Annotated in this window: 19 protein-coding genes and 1 pseudogene; 10 read left to right on the forward strand and 10 right to left on the reverse strand. The window is 60.4% G+C overall.

Going from position 1 to position 23733, the window contains the following annotated elements:
- Positions 1-176 precede the first annotated feature (176 nt).
- From BMZ10_RS18500 to hutG, 7 genes are all read left to right on the forward strand, one after another.
- On the forward strand, positions 177-1028 hold the full coding sequence (locus BMZ10_RS18500) for an ABC transporter permease (protein WP_093465480.1): 852 nt from the start codon (positions 177-179) through the stop codon (positions 1026-1028).
- A complete protein-coding gene (locus BMZ10_RS18505) occupies positions 1028-1855 on the forward strand; it encodes a quaternary amine ABC transporter ATP-binding protein (protein ID WP_371265983.1) in 828 nt (275 codons plus the stop codon). Before BMZ10_RS18500 ends, BMZ10_RS18505 begins: the two co-directional genes overlap by 1 nt.
- A gap of 14 nt (positions 1856-1869) precedes the next feature.
- Positions 1870-3510, forward strand: coding sequence for a histidine ammonia-lyase (hutH, locus tag BMZ10_RS18510; RefSeq protein ID WP_093465486.1), 1641 nt, complete (start codon positions 1870-1872; stop codon positions 3508-3510).
- A complete protein-coding gene (gene hutH / locus BMZ10_RS18515; RefSeq protein WP_371265984.1) occupies positions 3507-5057 on the forward strand; it encodes a histidine ammonia-lyase in 1551 nt (516 codons plus the stop codon). Before hutH (BMZ10_RS18510) ends, hutH (BMZ10_RS18515) begins: the two co-directional genes overlap by 4 nt.
- A 203-nt stretch (positions 5058-5260) precedes the next feature.
- Positions 5261-6652, forward strand: coding sequence for an amino acid permease (locus BMZ10_RS18520; protein ID WP_093465488.1), 1392 nt, complete (start codon positions 5261-5263; stop codon positions 6650-6652).
- 89 nt (positions 6653-6741) lie between these two features.
- Complete coding sequence (gene hutI, locus BMZ10_RS18525; protein WP_093465490.1) at positions 6742-7947, forward strand: imidazolonepropionase; 1206 nt, start codon at positions 6742-6744, stop codon at positions 7945-7947.
- A 27-nt stretch (positions 7948-7974) separates the two neighbouring features.
- Positions 7975-8778 carry an N-formylglutamate deformylase gene (gene hutG / locus BMZ10_RS18530; protein WP_093465493.1) on the forward strand — a complete coding sequence of 268 codons (804 nt, stop codon included), beginning with the start codon at positions 7975-7977 and terminating at the stop codon, positions 8776-8778.
- 250 nt (positions 8779-9028) lie between these two features.
- Here the strand turns inward: hutG and BMZ10_RS18535 are convergent, their stop codons facing one another.
- Positions 9029-11317, reverse strand: a complete 2289-nt coding sequence (locus BMZ10_RS18535; protein ID WP_093465495.1) for a heavy metal translocating P-type ATPase — start codon at positions 11315-11317, stop codon at positions 9029-9031.
- A gap of 84 nt (positions 11318-11401) precedes the next feature.
- Here BMZ10_RS18535 and cadR point away from each other — a divergent pair, with 84 nt between their 5' ends.
- Positions 11402-11860: a Cd(II)/Pb(II)-responsive transcriptional regulator gene (gene cadR, locus BMZ10_RS18540; RefSeq protein ID WP_093465498.1), complete on the forward strand. Its 459-nt coding sequence runs from the start codon at positions 11402-11404 to the stop codon at positions 11858-11860.
- 118 nt (positions 11861-11978) lie between these two features.
- On the opposite strand, the gene BMZ10_RS18545 is transcribed toward cadR, so the two are convergent.
- The 5 genes from BMZ10_RS18545 to BMZ10_RS18565 all read right to left on the reverse strand — a co-directional run bounded on the left by BMZ10_RS18545 (position 11979) and on the right by BMZ10_RS18565 (position 17806).
- A complete protein-coding gene (locus tag BMZ10_RS18545; RefSeq protein ID WP_093465501.1) occupies positions 11979-13427 on the reverse strand; it encodes a catalase in 1449 nt (482 codons plus the stop codon).
- 268 nt (positions 13428-13695) lie between these two features.
- The gene (cfa, locus tag BMZ10_RS18550) at positions 13696-14853 is read right to left on the reverse strand and encodes a cyclopropane fatty acyl phospholipid synthase (RefSeq protein WP_093465504.1); all 1158 of its coding nucleotides are present in this window, start codon (positions 14851-14853) and stop codon (positions 13696-13698) included.
- A 425-nt stretch (positions 14854-15278) separates the two neighbouring features.
- Positions 15279-16112: a thymidylate synthase gene (locus tag BMZ10_RS18555; protein WP_093465507.1), complete on the reverse strand. Its 834-nt coding sequence runs from the start codon at positions 16110-16112 to the stop codon at positions 15279-15281.
- Between the two features lie 55 nt (positions 16113-16167).
- Complete coding sequence (lgt, locus tag BMZ10_RS18560; RefSeq protein WP_093465511.1) at positions 16168-16980, reverse strand: prolipoprotein diacylglyceryl transferase; 813 nt, start codon at positions 16978-16980, stop codon at positions 16168-16170.
- Between the two features lie 43 nt (positions 16981-17023).
- Positions 17024-17806 carry a sulfite exporter TauE/SafE family protein gene (locus tag BMZ10_RS18565; RefSeq protein WP_093465514.1) on the reverse strand — a complete coding sequence of 261 codons (783 nt, stop codon included), beginning with the start codon at positions 17804-17806 and terminating at the stop codon, positions 17024-17026.
- A gap of 113 nt (positions 17807-17919) precedes the next feature.
- Between BMZ10_RS18565 and BMZ10_RS18570 the strand changes: the two genes are divergently transcribed.
- Positions 17920-18666, forward strand: a complete 747-nt coding sequence (locus tag BMZ10_RS18570) for an NRDE family protein (protein ID WP_093465517.1) — start codon at positions 17920-17922, stop codon at positions 18664-18666.
- Positions 18667-18749: 83 nt separating this feature from the next.
- On the opposite strand, the gene ptsP is transcribed toward BMZ10_RS18570, so the two are convergent.
- Entirely contained in the window at positions 18750-21029 is a 2280-nt protein-coding gene (ptsP, locus tag BMZ10_RS18575) for a phosphoenolpyruvate--protein phosphotransferase (protein ID WP_093465520.1), read from the reverse strand.
- A gap of 21 nt (positions 21030-21050) precedes the next feature.
- A complete protein-coding gene (locus tag BMZ10_RS18580) occupies positions 21051-21530 on the reverse strand; it encodes an RNA pyrophosphohydrolase (protein WP_062379340.1) in 480 nt (159 codons plus the stop codon).
- 164 nt (positions 21531-21694) lie between these two features.
- On the opposite strand from BMZ10_RS18580, the gene BMZ10_RS18585 reads away from it, so the two are divergent.
- Positions 21695-22351, forward strand: coding sequence for a histidinol-phosphatase (locus tag BMZ10_RS18585; protein ID WP_093465523.1), 657 nt, complete (start codon positions 21695-21697; stop codon positions 22349-22351).
- A gap of 38 nt (positions 22352-22389) precedes the next feature.
- Here the strand turns inward: BMZ10_RS18585 and BMZ10_RS18590 are convergent, their stop codons facing one another.
- Together BMZ10_RS18590 and BMZ10_RS18595 are read right to left on the reverse strand one after the other, a co-directional pair.
- On the reverse strand, positions 22390-22818 hold the full coding sequence (locus BMZ10_RS18590) for a DUF2269 family protein (RefSeq protein WP_093465526.1): 429 nt from the start codon (positions 22816-22818) through the stop codon (positions 22390-22392).
- A gap of 253 nt (positions 22819-23071) precedes the next feature.
- Positions 23072-23733: pseudogene (locus BMZ10_RS18595) on the reverse strand (threonine ammonia-lyase, biosynthetic); the annotation flags it as partial.

The raw sequence follows: 23733 nt of genomic DNA on the forward strand, positions 1-23733 counted from the left end.
CTGCCTGTAGGAGCGTGGCTTGTCCCGCGAACTGGCGCGAAGCGGCGGCAAATCTGTAAACGCGACCTGTCAGGCAGAGTGCAATGGCAGGTTTTACGACGGTTACACCGCCGATCGCGGGACAAGCCTCGCTCCTACAGACGTTGAGCGAACACTTCATAGATCGAGACACGCTTATGTTCCCCGAAAGCTTCACGTTCTCCATCGCCGACTGGGTCAATGACTGGGTCGACAAGCTGGTCACCAATTACGGCGATGTGTTCCGGCACATCTCCGACACGCTGTTATGGGCCATCGTCAAACTCGAAGGCCTGTTACGCATTGCGCCGTGGTGGGTGCTGCTGGCCATTGTCGGCATCATCGCCTGGCACGCTACGCGCAAAATCACCACGACGGCGATCATCATCGGTCTGCTGTTCCTGGTCGGCGCCGTCGGGCTGTGGGACAAGCTGATGCAGACCCTGGCGCTGATGCTGGTCGCCACGTTCATATCGGTGCTCATCGGCGTGCCGCTGGGCATTCTCTCGGCACGCAGCAATCGTCTGCGTTCGGTGCTGATGCCGCTGTTGGACATCATGCAGACGATGCCGAGTTTCGTGTACCTGATCCCGGTACTCATGCTGTTCGGGCTGGGTAAGGTGCCGGCGATCTTCGCTACGGTCATCTACGCCGCCCCGCCGCTGATTCGCCTGACCGATCTGGGTATTCGTCAGGTCGACGGCGAGGTGATGGAAGCGATCAACGCCTTCGGCGCCAATCGCTGGCAGCAACTGTTCGGGGTGCAACTGCCGCTGGCCCTGCCAAGCATCATGGCCGGGATCAATCAGACCACCATGATGGCCCTGTCGATGGTCGTCATCGCTTCGATGATTGGCGCGCGTGGCCTGGGCGAAGACGTGCTGGTGGGCATTCAGACGCTCAACGTCGGTCGCGGCCTGGAAGCGGGTCTGGCCATCGTGATCCTTGCGGTGGTCATTGACCGCATCACTCAGGCCTATGGCCGCCCACGACATGAGGCGAGCAAATAATGAGCGCTGAGCAAAACAAAATCGTCGTCAAGAACGTCTACAAAATCTTCGGCAGCCGCGCCAAAGACGCGTTGGCCATGGTTCGCCAGAACCATAGCAAGGATCAGGTTCTGGCGCAGACCGGCTGCGTGGTGGGCGTGAACGATCTGTCGCTGTCCATCGGCAGCGGCGAGATCTTCGTGATCATGGGACTTTCAGGGTCCGGCAAGTCGACCCTGGTGCGGCACTTCAATCGCCTGATCGACCCCACCAGCGGCGAGATTCTCGTCGACGGCGAGAATATCCTCACCTACGACATGGAAGCGCTGCGTAACTTCCGCCGGCACAAGATCAGCATGGTGTTCCAGAGTTTCGGCCTGCTGCCGCACAAGACCGTGATGGATAACGTCGCTTACGGACTGGCCATACGTGGCGAGAGCAAGGCGCAGTGTGCCGAGCGCGCTCAGCACTGGATCACCACCGTGGGCCTGCAGGGTTACGAGAAAAAGTACCCGCATCAACTGTCTGGCGGCATGCGCCAGCGTGTCGGCCTGGCCCGTGCGCTGGCAGCCGATACCGACATCATCCTCATGGACGAGGCGTTCAGCGCGCTCGATCCGCTGATTCGTGCCGAGATGCAGGACCAGTTGCTGGAGCTGCAATCGACGCTCAAGAAAACCATCGTGTTCATCACCCACGACCTCGACGAAGCCGTACGCATTGGCAACCGCATCGCCATTCTCAAGGACGGCCGGTTGATACAGGTCGGGACTCCCAAAGAAATCCTTTACTCGCCAGCAGACGAATACGTTGATCGTTTCGTTCAGCGGCGCGTGGCGACTATTTAAGGACGGCTGCAGTCATGTCGCGAGCAGAACAGGTCATCATCGGTGACGCACCGGTCACGTGGCAGGATGTCGTCGCTGTCGCCCGCCACGGCGCCAATCTGGCATTGTCCGAAAGCGCCTGGGCGCGCATCGACAATGCGCAGGCGATCGTGCAAAGCATCGTTGCCAGCGGTGAGCGCGCTTATGGCGTCAACACCGGTCTGGGCGCGCTGTGCAACGTCTCGCTGGAGCGCGAGCAACTGAGTCGCCTGTCACGCAACACGCTGCTCAGTCATGCCTGTGGCGTGGGGCCTGCACTGCCCGACGAGCAGACCCGTGCCATCACCTGCGCCGCGATCATCAATTACAGCCAGGGCAGATCAGGGATTCATCGTCAGGTGGTGCAAGCACTGCTAGCGCTGCTCAATCATCGCATCACGCCGCAAGTGCCTTCGCAGGGCTCGGTGGGCTATCTGACGCACATGGCGCACATCGGCGTCGCGCTGCTGGGCGTGGGCCAGGTGAGCTATCGGGGCCAGACGGTTTCAGCGCTGCAGGCACTCAGTGAAGAAGGTCTGTCGCCGGTCGAGCTCGGCGCCAAGGACGGTCTGTGTCTGGTCAACGGTACGCCGTGCATGACCGGTCTCAGTTGCCTGGCAGTGGCTGACGTCAATCGCCTGATGCAGTGGGCCGACGTGATCAGCGCCATGACGTTCGAAGGCCTGCGCGGCCAGCTCGATGCTTTCGATGAAACCATCATCGCGCTCAAGCCGCACCCCGGCATGCAGCAGGTCGGCAGAAATCTGCGCGGGCTGCTCGCGGGCAGCGAGGTGCTGGCCAACAGTCAGGGCATTCGCACACAGGACGCCTTGAGTATCCGCTCCATCCCGCAAGTGCATGGTGCAACACGCGACCAGTTGGCCCATGCCACGCGGCAGATCGAGATCGAACTCAACTCGGCCACCGACAACCCGCTGTTGCTGGGCACGCCGCAGGCTTATCGCGTAGTCTCCCAGGCCAACCCGCACGGCCAGTCCGTCGCCATGGCGGCCGATCTGCTGGCCATTGCGATGGCCGAGCTGGGCTCCATCGCCGAACGGCGCCTGGACCGACTGATCAACCCCACCGTCAGTGGCCTGCCCGCGTTTCTGGTCAGCCAGCCCGGCGTGAACTCCGGAATGATGATCGTGCAGTACGTCGCGGCGTCGCTGTGCGCTGAAAACCGCCAACTGGCGCAACCGGCGGTCATCGACAACTACGTCACGTCGGGGCTTCAGGAGGATCATCTGAGCATGGGCACCAGCGCCGCGCTGAAACTGCACAAGGTGCTGGAAAACGTCACTCAGATTCTCGCCATCGAGTATTTGCTGGCCGCTCAGGCGTTCGAGTTCTTCAAGGGCCCGCGCTTTGGCGTGGGCACCGAAGTCGCCTGGCGCCTGTTGCGCGAGCGCGTCCCGGCCTACGACGAAGACCGCTGGCTGGCGCCCGATATCGCCAGCAGCGTGACCCTGCTCAAAAACGAAGAATCACTGGAAACCGTATTCCAGCGCTGCCGCGAGTATGCGGCAGCGCCCCATCACAACAGCAACAGTCGCAGCTCGAGCGCCAAAAGCGCGGTACAGGCAGGAGCCGGTTCTGAGGCGACAGACATCAATGAAGGAGTAGCAGCATCGTGACCGATACCCACAAGGCGACCCCGCTGAACCTGATCCCCGGCCAGCTGACCCTGGCGCAATTGCGCGCGATCTATCAGCAACCTGTCACCCTTACACTGGACGCCAGTGCCGATGAACAGATCGACGCCAGCGTGGCATGCGTCGAGCAGATCCTGGCCGAAAACCGCACGGCCTACGGCATCAACACCGGTTTCGGCCTGCTGGCCTCGACCCGCATCGCCAGCGCCGATCTGGAAAACCTTCAGCGCTCGCTGGTGCTGTCTCATGCCGCTGGCGTGGGTCAGCCGATCAGTGACGAACTGGTGCGCCTGATCATGGTGCTCAAGGTCAACAGCCTGAGCCGGGGGTTCTCCGGTATCCGTCGTCAGGTGATCGATGCGCTGATCGCCCTGATCAACGCCGAGGTCTATCCGCACATCCCACTGAAGGGCTCGGTGGGTGCTTCCGGCGATCTGGCGCCGCTGGCGCACATGTCGCTGGTGCTGCTCGGCGAGGGCAAGGCGCGTTATAAGGGCCAGTGGCTCAACGCAGTGGAAGCGCTGGCGGTCGCCGGTCTGAAGCCCCTGACGCTTGCCGCCAAAGAAGGTCTGGCGCTGCTCAACGGCACTCAGGTGTCGACCGCTTACGCCCTGCGCGGTCTGTTCGAAGCGGAAGACCTGTTCGCTGGCGCACTGAGCTGTGGCGCGCTGACCGTCGAAGCCGTGCTCGGCTCGCGCTCGCCATTCGATGCCCGCATTCACGCCGCACGCGGCCAGCGCGGCCAGATCGACGCGGCTGCGGCCTATCGCAACCTGCTGGGCGACAGCAGCCAGGTGTCCGATTCGCACCGCGATTGCGACAAGGTTCAGGACCCTTACTCCCTGCGTTGCCAGCCGCAAGTCATGGGCGCCTGCCTGACTCAGCTGCGTCAGGCCGCCGAAGTGCTGGCGATCGAATCCAACGCGGTGTCCGACAACCCGCTGGTGTTCGCTGCCGAGGCCGAGGTGATTTCGGGCGGTAATTTCCACGCCGAACCGGTCGCCATGGCCGCCGACAACATCGCGCTGGCCATCGCCGAAATCGGCTCGCTGAGCGAGCGCCGTATCTCGCTGATGATGGACAAGCACATGTCCCAGCTGCCGCCTTTTCTGGTCGCCAACGGCGGGGTCAACTCCGGCTTCATGATCGCTCAGGTGACTGCAGCTGCATTGGCCAGCGAGAACAAGGCGCTGGCCCATCCTCACAGCGTCGACAGTCTGCCGACATCGGCCAACCAGGAAGACCACGTCTCGATGGCGCCGGCGGCCGGCAAGCGTCTGTGGGAAATGGCAGAAAACACCCGAGGCGTGCTGGCTGTAGAATGGCTGGCTGCGTGTCAGGGCCTGGACCTGCGCAATGGCCTGAAAACCTCCGAAAAACTGGAAATCGCCCGCACGACGCTGCGCGGGAAGGTCCCGTTTTACGAGAAAGACCGTTTTTTCGCCCCGGACATCGAAGCCGCCACCGAGCTGCTGGCTTCGAACTGCCTGAGCGAGCTGGTTTCTGCTGATCTGCTGCCGAGTTTCTGATCGGTGACAGGCCAGGAGGGCCTGTCGTTGGAATGAGGGTGAGGGCATGACGCCGTTCTTTCGTAGGAGCGCGCTTACCCGTGATTGCGGTGTGTCAAACATGAAAGCAATGGCTGACACACTGCAATCACGGGCAAGCGCGCTCCTGCAAGGATGTGTACTCACCGTCGTTTCACAGCAAAGAAATACTAGGAAAGTGTGAAATGAAATCGCAAAACGCAACAGATATGAAACGCGGGCTCAGCGCCCGTCACATTCGCTTCATGGCGCTGGGTTCGGCGATTGGCACGGGGCTGTTCTACGGCTCGGCCTCGGCGATAAAACTGGCCGGGCCTGCGGTCCTTCTGGTCTACATCATCGCGGGCGCCGCGGTGTATATGGTCATGCGCGCCCTCGGCGAAATGGCCGTGCGCAATCCGGTGTCCGGCTCGTTCGGCCAATACGCAACGACCTATCTGGGCCCGCTGGCAGGCTTTGTCCTGGGCTGGACCTACGCCTTCGAAATGATCATCGTCTGTCTCGCCGACGTCACCGCATTCGGGATTTACATGGGTTTCTGGCTCCCTGATGTTCCCCGCTGGATCTGGGTGCTGGGCATCGTGTTCCTGATCGGCGCGCTGAACCTGTGCAGCGTCAAGGTCTTCGGCGAAATGGAGTTCTGGCTGTCATTGCTCAAGGTCGGCGCGATCATTGCGATGATCCTCGCAGGCTTCGGCATCATGCTGTTCGGCATCGGTTCGGCGTCGGGCCACGGCATCAGCAGCGTGAGCAACCTGTGGGTGCATGGCGGTTTCATGCCTAACGGCGTCGGCGGTCTGGTGGCTTCGCTGGCCGTCGTGATGTTCGCCTTTGGTGGCATCGAGATCATCGGCGTCGCTGCCGGTGAGGCGCGCAACCCGGAACGGGTGATCCCGCGTGCGATCAACGCCGTGCCGCTGCGCATCCTGTTGTTCTATGTGCTGACGCTGTTCGTGCTGATGTCCCTTTATCCCTGGCAGGAGATTGGCAGCCAGGGCAGCCCTTTCGTGCAGATCTTCGACCATCTGGGGATATCCTCTGCCGCGATCATCCTCAACATCGTGGTGATCTCTGCCGCTGTCTCGGCCATCAACAGTGACATCTTTGGCGCCGGGCGCATGATGTATGGCCTGGCCCGCCAAGGGCAGGCGCCGCAACGTTTCGCCCAGCTTTCCGAACAGGGTGTGCCATGGATGACAGTTGTGGTGATGGGGGTTGCGCTGCTGTGCGGCGTGGTCTTGAACTACTTGATTCCCGAAAACGTTTTCCTGTTGATCGCCTCGATTGCGACCTTCGCGACCGTGTGGGTCTGGCTGATGATTCTGGTCACGCAGATCGTCATGCGCCGTTCGATGAGCGCAGAAGAGGTGGCGCAGCTGAAGTTTCCCGTGCCGTTCTGGCCCGTCGCGCCGATGGTTGCCACGGCCTTCATGCTGTTCGTTTTCGGCGTGCTGGGTTACTTCCCCGACACCCGGCCCGCACTGGTGGTGGGCGCGGTCTGGATTGTGTTGCTGGTGATTGCGTACCGGCTTTGGGTCAAGCCCAAGGTGATGAGCGCGCGATCTTACGGCCAATGAATAACCGGTGGGCCTGAGTTTGCTCATGCAGGTAACGCCCCTTCGTGAACAAGCCCACGCCCACAGAACGTCACTCTCTGGAGGTACTGATGAAAACGCTCTGGCACAACTGTCACGCTGCAAGCATGGCAAACGGTTTTTACTCGATCATCGAGGACGCCGCCATCGTGACCGAAGGAGCGCACATTGCCTGGATCGGGCCGCGCAACGAAGTGCCGGATCAAGGCAGCATCGAGAGCGTCGACCTGAATGGCGCCTGGGTCACGCCAGGCTTGATTGACTGCCACACGCACACGGTCTTCGGCGGCAACCGCAGCGGTGAATTCGAGCAACGGCTGCAAGGCGTCAGCTACGCCGACATCGCAGCCGCTGGCGGCGGCATCGCCAGTACCGTGCGCGCCACCCGCGCTGCCAGTGAAGCCGACCTGTATGCCAGCGCTGAACGCCGTTTGCAGCACTTGCTCAAGGACGGAGTCACCACGGTCGAGATCAAATCCGGCTACGGGCTGGACCTCGCCAGCGAGCGCAAAATACTGCGCGTCATTCGCCAGCTCGGTGAAAATCTGCCCGTGACGGTACGCAGCACCTGCCTGGCGGCCCATGCATTGCCGCCTGAATACAAGGACCGCGCCGACGATTACATCGCCCACATCTGCAGCGAAATGCTGCCGGCACTGGCGGCTGAAGAGTTGGTGGATGCGGTCGATGCCTTCTGTGAATACCTGGCGTTCTCGCCTGAGCAGGTCGAGCAGGTGTTCATCACGGCGGGCCAGCTGGGCCTGCCGGTCAAGTTGCACGCCGAGCAGCTTTCGTCGCTGCACGGCTCGAGTCTGGCGGCGCGTTATCGGGCGCTGTCGGCCGATCATCTGGAATTCATGACCGAGGAAGATGCCATCGCCATGGCGGCGTCCGGCACCGTCGCGGTGTTGCTGCCCGGCGCGTTTTATTTCCTGCGTGAAACCCAACTGCCGCCCATGGACGCGCTGCGCAAGCACGGCGTGAAGATCGCTATCGCCACCGACCTCAATCCCGGCACCTCGCCAGGCCTGTCGCTGCGACTGATGCTGAACATGGCTTGCACGCTGTTTCGCATGACACCTGAGGAAGCCTTGGCTGGTGCGACCATTCATGCCGCCAAAGCGTTGGGCATGGCCGATACCCACGGCTCGCTCGAAGTCGGTAAGGTCGCCGATTTCGTGGCATGGAACATCGAAAGACCCGCTGACCTGGCTTACTGGCTGGGCGGCGATCTGGACAAACGCGTCGTGCGTCACGGCGTACTGAGCACGTTCTGACAGCTATTTCTGATTCGGGAGAACATCGTGGACAAGGTTCTGAGCTTCACTCGCGGCAGCGTACCGTTGCTGATCAGCATGCCCCACCCAGGGTTGAACCTGACGCCCACCGTACGCGACGGACTGGTAGACGAAGCGGTCAGCCTGCCCGACACCGACTGGCATATCCCGCGCCTCTATGATTTCGCCCATGACCTGGGCGCCAGCGTACTGTCCGCCGAATATTCGCGCTTCGTCATCGACCTCAACCGTCCATCAGATGACAAGCCGCTGTATGCCGGCGCCACGACCGGGCTGTATCCGTCGACGCTGTTCGAAGGCGATCCGCTGTTCAAGGCCGGCCAGGCGCCGAGCGAGGAAGAGCGAGCATCATATCTGGAGCAGATCTGGACGCCGTACCATGACACCCTGCGCAACGAGCTCGATCGCCTGCGCGACGAGTTCGGTTATGCGCTGCTGTTCGACGCCCATTCGATTCGGGGTCATATTCCGCACCTGTTCGAAGGCCGACTGCCGGACTTCAACCTCGGCACGTTCAACGGTGCCAGTTGCGACGCGTCTCTGGCTCAGCGCCTCGAAGCCACCTGTGCCGCCGCCACTCACTACAGCCACGTGCTGAACGGGCGCTTCAAGGGCGGCCACATCACCCGTCACTACGGCAATCCCGCCCAACACATTCATGCCGTGCAGCTGGAACTGGCGCAAAGCACCTACATGGATGAGTTCGTCCCGTTCCACTACCGCACCGATCTGGCCGAACCCACCCGCGCAGTACTGAAGGCACTGCTCGAAGACATGATCGCCTGGGGACGCGAGAAATACGGTAGGTAATACACGCTTGCCCGCGAAGAGGCCAGGGCATCCGCTGGGAGATGCATCGCCAGACACTGCATCTCTACAGCCTGCACCGCCCCTTCCCGGCTGAAGCCGGTCCTACATATGCCGCAAGCTCTTCGTAGGAGCGGCTTTAGCCGGGAAGGCATTGGCTCACTCGCTCAAGGGTCTGCGAGGTTCTGCTGATCGGAACCACGCCGCATTCCGACACATTTGCGCAGCGTATTCACGGGCGACGTCGGACCGCTTACTTCCTCAATAACCGCAAGCCGTTGAACACCACCAGCAGGCTCACGCCCATGTCGGCGAAGACGGCCATCCACATGGTGGCAACGCCGGCAAACGTCACTGCCAGGAAGATCGCCTTGATCACCAGGGCCAGGGCGATGTTTTGCTTGAGCACCGCCGAGGTGTCTCGGGACAGGCGAATGAATGCCGGAATCTTGCGCAGGTCGTCATCCATCAACGCCACATCCGCAGTCTCGATAGCGGTATCGGTTCCCGCAGCGGCCATCGCGAAGCCGATCTCGGCCCGCGCCAAGGCCGGAGCGTCGTTGATGCCGTCGCCGACCATACCGACACGATGATGCTGTGCGTAAAGGTCCTCGATGGCCTGAAGCTTGTCGCCCGGCATGAGGTTGCCGCGGGCCTGATCGATGCCCACCTGCGCCGCAATCGCCTTCGCCGTATGCGGATTGTCGCCGGTCAGCATCACCGTTTTGACACCCAGTGCGTGCAGCTGGGCTATGGCTTCGCGGCTGCTTTCCTTGACCGTATCGGCCACTGCGAAAAGCGCCAGAGGACCCGACGCATCGAACAACAGCACCACGGTCTTGCCTTGGGTCTCCAGCGCTTCAAGCCGCTCTTCGAGTGCCGGCGAACACAGACCGGCGTCGTGCACCAGACGATGATTGCCCAAATGGTACAGACGCCCCTGCACCTCGCCTTTCACACCAAGGCCCGGCAGCGCCTCGAACGCTTCGACCGGCAGGTGCGCAGGCAGCTGCGCCGCATTGGCAACGGCTTGGGAAACCGGATGATCCGAGCGTGCGGCCAGGCTTGCTGAAATCGTCAGCGCCTGTTCGCCCAAGGAGTCGTCAAGCAGCACGTAATCGGTCTGCACCGGCTTGCCATGAGTGATCGTCCCGGTCTTGTCCAGCGCCAGATAGTCGAGCTTGTGGCCCATTTCAAGATAGACGCCGCCCTTGACCAGAATGCCTTTGCGCGCCGCAGCCGCCAGCCCGCTGACGATACTCACGGGCGTCGAAATCACCAGTGCGCAAGGGCAGGCAACCACCAGCAACACCAGCGCGCGGTAGATCCAGTCGAACCATGGCGCGCCCATGAACAACGGCGCAATGACTGCCACGGCCAGCGCCAGAGCGAATACGGCAGGGGTGTAGATCTTCGAGAAGCTGTCGACGAAACGCTGGGTTGGCGCCCGCGCGCCCTGCGCTGCTTCGACTGCATGAATGATCCGCGCCAGCGTCGAGTTGTTCGCAGCAGCAGTCACTTTGTATTCCAGCGAGCCGGCCTGATTGATAGTCCCGGCGAACACCTTGTCGCCCACGCCCTTCTCTACCGGCAGGCTCTCACCGGTGATCGGCGCCTGATCGATGCTCGACTGACCGGCCACGACTTCACCGTCCAGACCAATGCGCTCGCCCGGCTTCACACGGACGGTGCTGCCCAGCGCAATGCTCTTGACCTCGACGTCGCGCCACTCCCCCTCCTGCAGCACCGTCGCGGTGTCCGGCGTCAGCTGCATCAGCCCGCCAATGGCGTTGCGCGCGCGGTCCAGGGATTTGGCCTCGATCAGCTCGGCCACGGTGAACAGAAACATCACCATTGCCGCTTCTGGCCATTGGCCAATCAATACGGCGCCGGTCACCGCGATGCTCATCAGCGCATTGATATTCAGATTGAAGTTCTTCAGGGCGATCCAGCCCTTTTTATAGGTCGTCAGTCCGCCGCTGAAAATCGCGACCAGCGCAATCAGCGCCACTACCCAGGTCGGCGCAGCGTCCGTGAAGTGGACGACTTCGGCAATCACCGCGGCGACGCCGGACAACGCCAGCGGCCACCAGGGCTTTCTGGCCGCAGGCAGCGATTGAGTTTCCTTGTCTGCGCCCTTTTCAATGACGTCAGCCTGCATGCCCAGCGAGCCGATAGCGTCAGTGATCGGCTCGGTCGAAGGCAACTCGTGCCACACGCCAAGCACGCGATTGATCAGGTTGAACTCTAGCTTCTGAATGCCAGCCATCTTGCCTAGCTTGTTTTGAATCAGCGTCTGCTCGGTGGGGCAATCCATGGCTTCGATGCGAAAACTGCTCAAACGCCCGTCGGCGCTCGAGCCATTACCCACCGTCACCACCGCCGGTGCGCTGTCATGGGAGCAGCACGCATGCGCGTGGGGCTCATGTTTGTGGACAGGTGTGAACTTGCCGGTGGCTTGATCCTGTGGCGCAGGGCCATGCGCTGAGTGAACGTGACCGGCGTGATCGTGGGGAGAATGCTTGTGTACAGAGTCACTCATCGATTGAGTCTCTTGGTGTGCGTGTTGCCAAGTGAACACCCTGTAGCCACTATAGGGTCAAGCCACTAATTGAGGTCGACAGCGATGAAGGCGTCTTTCAAGATCGGCGAGCTGGCAAAGCTCACGGATTGCCCGGTGGAAACTATTCGATACTACGAACGTGAAGGCCTGCTGGCGGAGCCCGCTCGCAGTGAAGGCAACTACCGGCTGTATTCGAAAGAACACGTGGAACGGCTGACGTTCATCCGCAACTGCCGCAGTCTCGACATGACGCTGGATGAAATCCGCAGCCTGCTGGCGCTGCGCGACAGTCCGCACGACCAGTGCGAGAGCGTCAATGCGCTGATTGACGAGCACATCCAGCATGTCAGCGCCCGCATCTCGGGCCTGCTGGCGTTGCAGGAACAACTGATTGATTTGCGTCAGCGCTGCAGCGAAGGCGCGCCGGATCATTGCGGGATTCTGGATCGGCTGGAAGTGAGCGGTGGCGTTGTTCAGCCTGATGTCGAACATTCCCATGTCGGCCGCAGCCACGGTCACTGACGCGAAGCGGAAAAGTCCGACGCACAAACGCGCTTGCCCGCGAACAGGTTCAGCCAATCGACTTATCGTCGCTGACAGTCCCCGATCGCGGGCAAGCGTGCTGCAAAAACGCTGTCGATCAACCGTGGTGAATGCGCTCGACCGCCTCAGTGACGCCTGCGCCGTACTCAGGATCGGCCAGCGTGCAGTGCTCGATGTGCAGCTGGATGATCGGCGCCGACACACCTCTGAGCGAGCGAGCCGTGTTGTCGAACAACGATTGCTTCTCCTGCGCACTCATCAAGCGGAACAGATTGCCCGGCTGTGAGTAGTAATCACCGTCAACCCGATGGTTCCAGTGGCCCGCCGCACCTTCGATGGACAGCGGAGGCTCTCTGAAGTCGGGTTGTTCCTGGAACGCACCCTTGGTATTGGGCTCGTAAGACGTCATGCCGCCCCGGTTGCCGTCGATACGCATCAGGCCGTCGCGGTGGTAGCTGTTCACATGCAACGCGGCACGCGGCGAGTTCACCGGGATCTGGTGGTGGTTGACGCTCAACCGGTAGCGCTGAGCATCACCGTAGGAGAACAGACGACCCTGCAACATTTTGTCCGGCGAGAAACTGATGCCCGGCACCACGTTGGAAGGCGCGAAAGCAGCCTGCTCGACGTCGGCAAAGTTGTTTTCCGGGTTGCGATTGAGCTCCACGACACCGACTTCGATCAGCGGATAATCAGCCTTCGGCCAGACTTTGGTCAGGTCGAACGGGTTGATGTGGTAAGCGCCCGCTTCCTTCTCAGGCATGATCTGCACGAACAGTTTCCAGCGCGGAAAGTTGCCGTTTTCAATGTTTTCGTACAGGTCGCGGTGGTGAGACTCGCGATCCTTGCCCACCAGCACTTCGGCTTCGGCGTCGCTCAGGTTGGCGATGCCCTGTTGCGAAACGAAGTGGAACTTGACCCAGAAGCGCTCGTGCTGCGCGTTAAGGAAACTGTAAGTATGGCTACCGAAACCATGCATCTCACGGTAGCTGCGCGGGATACCGCGCTCGCTCATGACGATCGTGACCTGATGCAGCGCTTCGGGCAGTTGCGTCCAGAAGTCCCAGTTGTTCTCGGCGCTGCGCATACCGGTGCGCGGATCGCGTTTGACCGCGTGGTTCAGGTCGGGAAACTTCAGCGGGTCGCGCAAGAAGAACACCGGCGTGTTGTTGCCGACCATGTCCCAGTTGCCTTCCTCGGTGTAGAACTTGAACGCGAAACCGCGGATGTCGCGTTCAGCGTCCGCAGCGCCCCGCTCACCGGCGACGGTCGAGAAACGGGCGAACATCTCCGTTTGTTTGCCGATCTGAGAAAAGATTTTGGCGCGAGTAAAGCGCGTGATGTCGTGGGTCACCGTGAACGTGCCGAATGCGCCCGAGCCCTTGGCGTGCATGCGGCGCTCAGGAATGACTTCGCGGTCGAAATGCGCCAGCTTCTCCAGGAACCACACATCCTGCAGCAGTGCAGGGCCATTAGGGCCAGCAGTCTGGATGTTTTGATTGTCGACGACAGGGGCGCCGGATGCGGTGGTCAATTTGTTGCTCATGCGCGTTTCTCCACAAGTGATCACTGTTCGGCAGGCCTCTTCAGCGGCCTGCCTTTATCTGTTCGATGTGGAGAACGATAAGCAAAACCCGGCGCGTAAGCTCATTGTGATGCCGCACTGGGTGAATAGAGGAATTCAATCGTTTATTCGTTGGCCGATAGGCAGGACGGATTGCCAGTCCATTAACGAACGCATGAGCGCGTCGGCTAAAGCCGCAAGCGTCTGAATGCGACCCAGAGCCAGCACGCTCATGCGTATACGCGGCTTCTTAAATCTGGCTGCGGTGGTATCCGTGCGGCACGCCGCCCTTGGACAGTACCCATTGCCACAACTGGATATCACGCGCACGGAAAGCACCTGCACAGGAAAGCAGGTAATAACGCCACATGCGATAGAAGCGTTCGCCCAACTGATCTTGAAACTGCGGCCAGGCCTTCATGAAGTTATCGTGCCACGCCATGAGCGTCTTGTCGTAGTCCGCGCCAAAGTTGTGCAAATCTTCGACAACAAACAAACCATCCATGGCATCGCCCATTTGGCCAATGGACGGCAAGTCGCCATTGGGAAATATGTATTTGTCGATCCATGGGTCAGGATAAGAGTTGCGCTGGTTCTTGCCGATGGTGTGCAGGAGGAAAAGACCGCCCGGCTTCAAACAACGATGAGCCAGTTGCATATATTCGCGGTGGTTCCTGCGCCCGACGTGTTCAAACATTCCCACGCTCGCAATGGCGTCGAACTCTTCGTCGAGCTCACGGTAGTCCTGAAAACGAAACTCCAGTGGCAGATGCTTGTAACGCTCCTTGGCCCAGGCGATCTGTTCTTTGGAAATGCTCACGCCAACGGCTTCTACCCCATAGTGCTCCGCCGCATAGCTCATGAAGCTGCCCCAGCCGCAGCCGATATCCAGCACGCGCATGCCGGGCTTGAGCTGCAACTTGCGGCAGATGAGGTCCAGCTTGGCGGCCTGCGCTTCCTCCAGGTTGCTCGCATTCTCCCAATAACCACAGGTGTAGGTCATGCGCGAATCGAGCATATTGGAATAGAACTCGTTGCCGAGATCGTAGTGCACCTCGCCCACGGTCTTGGAACGCTGGATGTTCTGCCTGTTCATGAACTTGGCCATGAGCGCATAAAACACCAGACGTATTGGCTTGACGTCATCGGTCATGCCGGTTTTCAACAGTCGGTGAAAGAATTCGTCGAGTTGCTCACTGTCCCACAGGCCATCCATGTAGGCCTCGCCCAACCCCAGATTGCCCTGCGCGAAGGCGCGCTCGATGACGCCCGGTCCATTGAAGCGGATATCGGAGGGCGCCGACCCGTTAATCTGGATGCCTGCTTCGTTGAGGATGCGCGCTGCGGTGCGATACAAGCCGGAGGTGTGCTCCGAGAAGGTGTCCGTGCTGAAGTTCGTCGTGGTCATGGATGATTAATTCCAAACGCGTTGTCAGGCTAAAGACTTATAGGAAGACCCCGACTATAGAACAACCCATCAGCAGATTTGAACTCAATAAATACACTCAATAGATTGAAAATATCTATCGGAGTGATTTTGTTTACGAACGTGCAAAACACTTATTACGAGGCTGCAACAATACGACTGCTGTCTCGCCGTTCATAAAGGAAACAGATCACTTTTAACCAGATGGAACATAGTAAGTATGTGCTCTTTGATATAGCCACAGTGTTCAAAAGGGCATATCTGCCGCGATCAGCATTCACGAATGCATAGTGCACGACCTTTTAACGGATATGTAAAGATAACTGATTGATTTGAAAAGGCAAAAACAGCGACGGGAGCACTTGGGCTCCCGTCGTTTGGATAAGGAAGGCTTGGCGACGCCTCAATCAGACCGCGACCGGCGCTTTGATATTGGGATCAGCGTCGTAGCCTACGATTTCGAAATCCTCGAAACGGTAGTCGTAGATGGATTCCGGGCGACGCTTGATGTTCAGCTGCGGCAGCTTTTTCGGCGTGCGGGTCAGCTGAGTGGCGATCTGTTCTTCGTGGTTGGAATACGCATGCGTGTCGCCAAGACTGACGATGATCTCGTGAGGGATCAGGTCGCACTGCTGGGCCAGCATATGGGTGAGCAATGCCAGCGCCGCGATGTTGTAAGGCAAACCGAGGAACACATCGGAGCTGCGGATATACAGCTGCATCGACAGCTTGCCGTCTGCAACGAATGCCTGATACAGCAGGTGACACACAGCCAGCGCCTGACGGCCCGCCTTCACGTTTTCCTGCGGAGACAGCTTTTCATCCGGCAGGTATTCGGTGTTCCAGCCGTGGAAGAGGATGCGGCGGCTGTTGGGGTTATTCTTCAGGCAATCGACCATGTAGTCGATCTGGTTGATCTTGCCGCCATCCTTCGTCGGCCAGCCCGTCCATTGCGCGCCATACACCGGTCCAAGATCGCCTTCTTCGGTCGCCCACTCATCCCAGATGGTCACGCCATTGTCGTTGAGCCACTTGGTGTTGGTGTTGCCGCTGAGCATCCAGATCAACTCATTGGCGATGCTTTTGAAGTGCAGCTTTTTGGTGGTCAACAGCGGAAAGCCATCGGCCAGGTTGTGACGGATCTGACGTCCGAACACCGCGGTGGTGCCAGTGCCGGTGCGGTCGCCCTTACGGGTTCCGTTGGCAATGACGTCCTGTAACAGTTCAAGGTATTGCTTCATGCCCAAAGGCCCTCTGTAGCGTGAATCCGCCGAGCCCGGGGCCCGGCGATTCGAATCAAACGGCTGCGTTCTTGGCAGCAGGCGCGCGGTGGTAGGCCAGCCAGATCAGCACCAGACCACCAATGATCATCGGCAGGCTGAGAATCTGACCCATGGTGACCCAGCCCCAGGCCAGATAACCCAACTGGGCGTCCGGCACGCGGACGAACTCCACGACGAAACGGAAGATCCCGTAGAACAGCGCGAACATGCCGGATACGGCCATGGTCGGACGCGGCTTGCGCGAGAAGAAATAGAGAATGACGAACAATGCCACACCTTCCAGCGCAAACTGATATAGCTGCGACGGGTGACGCGGCAACTGAGCAGGGTCGCTGTAGGGCGGGAAGATCATGGCCCACGGCAGGTCGGTCGGCTTGCCCCACAGCTCGCCGTTGATGAAGTTGCCGATGCGCCCGGCACCAAGGCCGATCGGCACCATCGGTGCGATGAAGTCCATCAGCTGGAAGAACGATTTGCCGTTGCGCTTACCGAACCAGTACGTCGCGATCATCACACCGATGAAGCCGCCATGGAACGCCATGCCGCCCTTCCATACTTCGAAGATCAGCAACGGATTGGCGATGTAATTCGGCAGATCGTAGAAAAGCACGTAACCCAGCCGTCCCCCGACGATCACGCCCATCGCGACCCAGAAGATCATGTCCGAGAGCTTTTCCTTGGTCCACGTCGGGTCGAAGCGATTCAGGCGACGGGACGCCAGATACCAGGCACTGCCGATACCGACCAGATACATCAGGCCGTACCAGTGAATTTGCAGCGGACCGATGGCCACGGCTACCGGATCAATCTGCGGGTAAGGCAGCATTGCGACTCCTTAAAATAGAACGCTCATTGAGCGACAAAGCAAACTAGATCAGAAAACTGGTACCGACGACTACGAGCAGCAGCGCGAACAGTCGTTTCAGCAGCCTGGGTGACAGCCTGTGCGCAAGCTTTGCACCGAATCGCGCAAAGAACATGCTGGTCACGGCAATGCCGATCAGCGCCGGCAGATACACGAAACCGAGACTATGCGGTGGCAGCAGCGGATCGTGCCACCCAAGAATCATGAAACTTATGGCGCTGGCCACCGCGATCGGAAATCCGCAGGCCGACGACGTCGCGACCGCTTGCTGCATGGTCAGGCTGCGCCATGTCAGAAATGGCACGGTCAACGAGCCGCCGCCTATCCCGAAAATCGCCGAGGCCCAGCCGATCACGATGCCTGCTGCGGTCAACCCGGGCTTGCCCGGCACGCCCCGGCTGGCCTTGGGTTTGAAGTCCAGAGCCATCTGAATGGCGACCAGTATGGCGAACACGCCGATGATTTTCTGCAGATGCGGCCCGGCAATGTAGCTGGCTGTCAGCGAGCCCAGGCCTGCACCGATCAGGATGCCAACGGTCATCCACGCGAACACCGCCCAGCGCACGGCGCCCATGCGGTGGTGTGCGCGGACCGACTGGATCGACGTAAAGACAATGGTTGCCAGCGACGTGCCAACCGCCAGATGGGTCAGAACCGAGCTGTCGAAACCTTGCAACGTGAAGCTGAATACCAGCACCGGCACGATGATGATGCCGCCGCCCACCCCGAACAAACCGGCCAGCACCCCGGCGCATGCGCCCAAAGCCAGATAGAGCAGAAATTCCATGGGCGTCTCCCGAAATCAGTGCGGCATGTTACCGGAGCGGGCCGATCGGCTCTAGCAGCGTGCGATGGATGTCAGCGCCCGGTGTGGGTAGAGTGGCAAAAAAGGAGTCTTTCATGTGCCTGATCGTCTTTGCCTGGCGCCCGACCCATGCGCAGCCACTGGTACTGGCAGCCAACCGTGACGAGTTTTACGCGCGCCCCACGCTGCCACTGGGCCGCTGGGAGGAAGCACCGCAGGTCTGCGCCGGTCGTGATCTGGAAGCAGGCGGCACCTGGCTTGGCGTGAATGAAAACGGCCGCTTTGCAGCCCTGACCAATATCCGCGACCCAGGTCAACCCGAGGGCAGGCGGTCGAGGGGCGAGCTGGTTGCTCATTTTTTGACCGGCTCGCTGTCCATCGACGACTACCTGCGCGAAGTGGCTGCACGCGCCAGCGAATATGGCGGTTTCAACCTGCTGGTGGGCAACCGCGACCAGTTGCACTTTCTCAACGCTGCCAACCCGACGCCTTTGCGCTTGCAGGCAGGAATCTACGGCGTATCCAACGCAGGCCTCGATACGCCTTGGCCCAAGCTGGTGAAAGCCAAAGCGCAGCTGTCGGCGCACTTGGACGATCCACAACCTGACGCGCTGCTGCAATTACTCGCCGATCCCCAACCTGCGCCAGACGCAGAACTGCCAAACACCGGTGTCGGGCTGGCGACCGAGAAACTGCTGTCGAGTGTATTCATCGCCAGCCCCAATTACGGAACGCGCGCCAGTACCGTGCTTTTCGTCAACGCCGACGGCAGCCGCAGGTTGATCGAGCGCAGTTTCGGCCCGTATGGCGGGCGATTGGGAGAGATAGACCTGCAGCTCTGACCGACGCTGCGAACCGAACGTTGTGGGACCGAGCCCCGCGGAACTCGATCTAGTGGGCGGCCCCTGGGAGGACCGGCCCAGGCTCAATGACCCTTGACGGACCCCGGATTGATCATCCGCGCCAACCCCAGGTTTCTCAGTGCCAGCTGCAGCGAACTGCTGATGACTTGCGGGTTGTCGTTCTTCATCAGTTGATCGAGCAGTTCCTTGGCTTTGCTGAGGTTGATCTGGCGCAGCATCCACTTCACTTTCGGTAAGTTGGTGGCGTTCATCGACAGACTGTCGAAACCCATCGCCATCAACAGCACCGCCGCTGCCGGATCGCCCGCCATCTCGCCACAGATGCTCACCGGTTTGCCTTCGGCATGGGCATCTCGAACGACATTCTGCAGCGCCTGCAGCACCGCAGGGTGCAGATAGTCGTACAGATCAGCCACGCGTGGGTTGTTGCGATCGACCGCGAGCAGGTATTGCGTCAGGTCGTTGGAGCCCACGGAGAGGAAGTCTACCTGGCGCGCCAGCTCGCGGGTCTGATACACCGCAGCCGGGACTTCGATCATCACGCCCACCGGCGGCATCGGCACATCGGTGCCTTCGTCGCGCACCTCGCCCCACGCACGGTGGATCAGGTGCAGCGCTTCCTCGGTTTCGTGAGTGCCGGAAATCATCGGCAGCAGAATCCGCAGGTTATTCAGGCCTTCACTGGCCTTGAGCATGGCGCGGGTCTGCACCAGGAAGATTTCCGGGTGATCGAGGGTGACCCGGATGCCGCGCCAGCCAAGGAACGGGTTGTCTTCCTTGATCGGGAAGTACGACAGCGCCTTGTCACCGCCGATATCCAGCGTGCGCATGGTCACAGGCAGCGGGTGGAAAGCGGCCAGTTGCTCGCGGTAGATCGCCAGTTGTTCCTTTTCGCTCGGGAAACGCTGGTTGATCATGAAGGGGACTTCGGTGCGATACAGCCCCACGCCTTCTGCTCCGCGCTGCTGCGCACGGGCGACGTCGGCCAGCAGACCGGTGTTGACCCACAAAGGCATGCGATGCCCGTCCAAAGTGACGCACGGCAGCTCGCGCAGGGCATCAAGCCCCTGAGACAACTGGCGCTCTTCTTCGACCACCACGGAATACTGCTTGCGCAGCACTTCACTCGGGTTGGTGTAGACCTCGCCGTGGTAGCCATCGACGATCAGCTCAATGCCGTCGACCTTGGAATACGGCAGATCGACCGCGCCCATGACGGTAGGAATACCCATGGCCCTGGCCAGAATCGCCACGTGGGAGTTACCCGAACCCAGTACCGAAACCAGACCGACGAGCTTGCCTTCCGGCACTTCACCCAGCATCGCCGGGGACAGTTCTTCACTGACCAGAATGGTGTTGTCGGGGTATACCAGTGCCTGCTGACGCGCTTCTTGGAGGTACGCCAGCAAGCGGCGGCCGAGGTCTTTGACGTCCGATGCACGTTCGCGCAGGTAGGCGTCGTCCATCAGCTCGAAACGTTTGACGTGTTCGTTGACCACCGAGCGCAGCGCGCCCTGCGCCCATTGGCCGGTCTTGATGACATTGGTGACTTCGCTGCCCAGCGATGCATCATCGAGCATCATCAAGTAGACGTCGAACAACGCACGCTCTTCCGGGCGTAATTGCGTAGCCAATTTCGCCGAAAGCGTGCGCATATCGCTACGAACGCCCTCTAGGGCGTTCTGGAAGAGCTTAAGCTCGGCGTCGATGTCGGTGACGGACTTGTCCGGGACCACTTCAAGATCGGCCGGCGGGAGCATGACCAGCGCCGTGCCCACTGCCGCGCCAGGCGAGCCCGGCACGCCGACGAATTTGGCTTCCTGGATACCTTTGCCTTGCCGGCCCAGGCCGCGAATCGAGCCGGTGGCTTCGGCATGGGCGATGACCCCCGCGAGCTGCGCGCTCATGGTCACCAGGAAGGCTTCTTCACCTTCATCGAACTGGCGACGTTCCTTTTGCTGAATGACCAGCACGCCCACCACACGCCGGTGGTGGATGATCGGAGCACCGAGGAAGGAGGCAAAACGTTCTTCGCCGGTCTCCGCGAAGTAGCGATAACGCGGGTGATCGGCGGCGTTTTCGAGATTCAGCGGTTCTTCGCGCGTGCCCACCAGACCGACCAGACCTTCGTTGGGGGCCATGCTGACTTTGCCGATTGAGCGCTTGTTCAGGCCCTCGGTCGCCATCAGCACGAAGCGGTTGGATTCGGGGTCGAGCAAATAGACCGAGCAGACCTGGCTGCTCATGGCCTCCTTGACGCGCAACACAATAATCCCCAACGCCGCCTTGAGATCCTTGGCGGAGTTAACTTCCTGGACGATCTTGCGCAGCGTATTGAGCATGGCTCGGGGTCGAACTCCGTGTCAGTCGCGCGCCAACAGGCGCGGGGCAAGCTCTTTGAGTGCGCGTCGATACACCTCGCGCTTGAATGTCACCACCTGGCCCAACGGATACCAATAACTGACCCAGCGCCAGCCATCGAACTCCGGTTTACCGGTCAAATCCATCCGCACCCGCTGCTCATTGGAGATCAGGCGCAGGAGAAACCATTTCTGCTTCTGGCCGATGCACAGCGGCTGGCTGTGCGTGCGGACCAAACGTTGCGGCAGACGATAGCGCAACCAACCGCGGGTGCAGGCAAGAATTTCAACGTCATGCCTTTCCAGCCCGACTTCTTCATTCAATTCACGATAGAGCGCGTCTTCCGGCGTTTCCTGAGGGTTGATTCCCCCTTGCGGAAACTGCCAGGCATCTTGATTGATACGGCGAGCCCATAAGACCTGGCCAGCATCATTTGTCAGAATTATCCCGACATTAGGGCGGAAACCATCGGGGTCGATCACGGCTACAACCTCGCAAACGCATGTCGCCGCATTGTTCCACAAAGATCGTGAAGGCAGCAACGAGCCGTCGACAGCTTATCGTGACAACTGCATTAATAGATGCGATCTCTTGGTCAAACCTCGTATTCTTGTGCTCTTTTTTCAGTTATTTCAGCGAGTAACCCATGCGCCTGGCATTGTTCGACCTCGATAACACCCTCCTCGGCGGCGACAGCGATCACGCCTGGGGCGACTATCTGTGCGAGCGGGGCATTCTTGATGGCGCCGCTTACAAGGCCCGCAACGACGCGTTCTATCAGGACTATCTGGCCGGGACGTTGAACCTGACCGATTACCTGAATTTCAGCCTGGAAATCCTGGGTCGCACCGAGATGGCACAACTTGACGAGTGGCATGCGGATTTCATGCGCGACTGCATCGAACCACTGATTCTGCCCAAGGCCATGGCTCTGATTGCCAGGCATCGGGATGCTGGCGACAAGCTGGTTGTCATCACCGCCACCAACCGCTTCGTCACTGCGCCGGTGGTTGCGCGCCTGGGCATCGACACATTGCTGGCTACCGAATGTGAGATGGTCGACGGCCGGTACACAGGGCGCACGACCGACGTACCGTGCTTTCGCGAGGGCAAGGTGACGCGCCTGAATCGCTGGATCGAGGAAAACGGCTTCGATCTGGAAGACAGCTACTTCTATAGCGACTCCATGAATGATCTGCCGCTGCTGGAGCAGGTCGCGAATCCGGTGGCCGTCGATCCTGACGAGAAGCTGCGCGCCGAAGCAACCCGTCGCGGCTGGCCGGTGATTTCGCTGCGCGACTGACGAAGACGATCTGCCGGGGCAAGCCGATCAAGGCTTATTTAGACGGGCTTGGCGCCCATCAACCCGGCAATCGACACGAAGCAGACGGCGCTGAAGATTGCCAGCGCCAGCGTGAACCTGGGATTACCCACGATCACCGGACGGCGCAGGCGATTGACGCGCACTGCGAGCCACGCCCAGCTCAGTGCGCCAAAGGTGTACAACACGCTCGCAGCCAGCAGCCAGGTCTGCCCCAATGGCCAACCGGCGTAATGCACCAGCCACCAGCCACTGACCGGCAAGGTCAGCAGGCACAACCCCATCAGCAACCAGACAAACACCCAAGGCTTCTGCATGGCGCGATTCTGCACCGTCAGATCTCCGGCCCTGCGGCCGCGAACGATCCAGACGATCATCGCCAGCGCACCAACGAACAAGAGTGCCGTGGTGACCATGTGCAGGATTTTCAATGCGGCGAAGTGTTCCATCGCGGTTTGTTTCCTTATATAGAAGCCATGCTCTGAGCGTAGCCGTACGCGGGCAAGCGCGCTCCTACACGGGTAATGCGGCGCTGCCTATCCAGCGGATGTACCAGCCTCTTCCCGGCTAAAGCCGGTCCTACCGATGCTGCAAGCTTTTCGTAGGACCGGCTTTAGCCGGGAAGGCGTCGGGGTGTTCGCCGTAGATAGAAGGGGCGTCAGAGACAGTTGGCTCACTCCCGCCGGGCTACGCAGTGGCGACTCAGCCGAGAAACAATTTGTACGCCGGGTTGTTGCTCTCGTCCCAATACGGATAACCGATTTCCGCAAGCGCTCGCGGCACCAGATGGCGCTCTTCCTCCGGCACGACCAGCCCGGCCACCACGCGGCCGTCGGCGGCGCCGTGGTTGCGGTAGTGGAACATCGAGATGTTCCACTTGCCGCCCAGTTTGTTGAGGAAGTTGAACAGCGCGCCCGGTCGCTCGGGGAATTCGAAGCGCAGCACTACTTCATCGCTGACCCGTTCCGAATGCCCGCCGACCATGTGCCGCAGGTGCAGCTTGGCCAGTTCGTTGTCGGTCAGGTCCAATACCGGAAAGCCCTGCGCCGAGAGGCTGGCGATCAGCGCCTTGCGCGGGTCGTTTTCCGGGTGGGTCTGCACGCCGACGAAGATGTGCGCCTCGCGGTCGGTGTGGTAGCGGTAGTTGAATTCGGTGATCTGACGCTTGCCGACGGCCTCGCAGAACGCCTTGAAACTGCCCGGCTGCTCGGGAATGGTCACGGCAATGATCGCCTCGCGACCTTCGCCCAGTTCGGCGCGCTCGGCGACATGGCGCAGACGGTCGAAATTGACGTTGGCGCCCGAGTCGATGGCGACGAAGGTCTGCCCGGTGACGCCGTATTCTTCGGTGTACTTCTTGATGC

The sequence above is a fragment of the Pseudomonas sp. NFR16 genome, from assembly GCF_900108875.1.
Taxonomy (GTDB): Bacteria; Pseudomonadota; Gammaproteobacteria; order Pseudomonadales; family Pseudomonadaceae; genus Aquipseudomonas.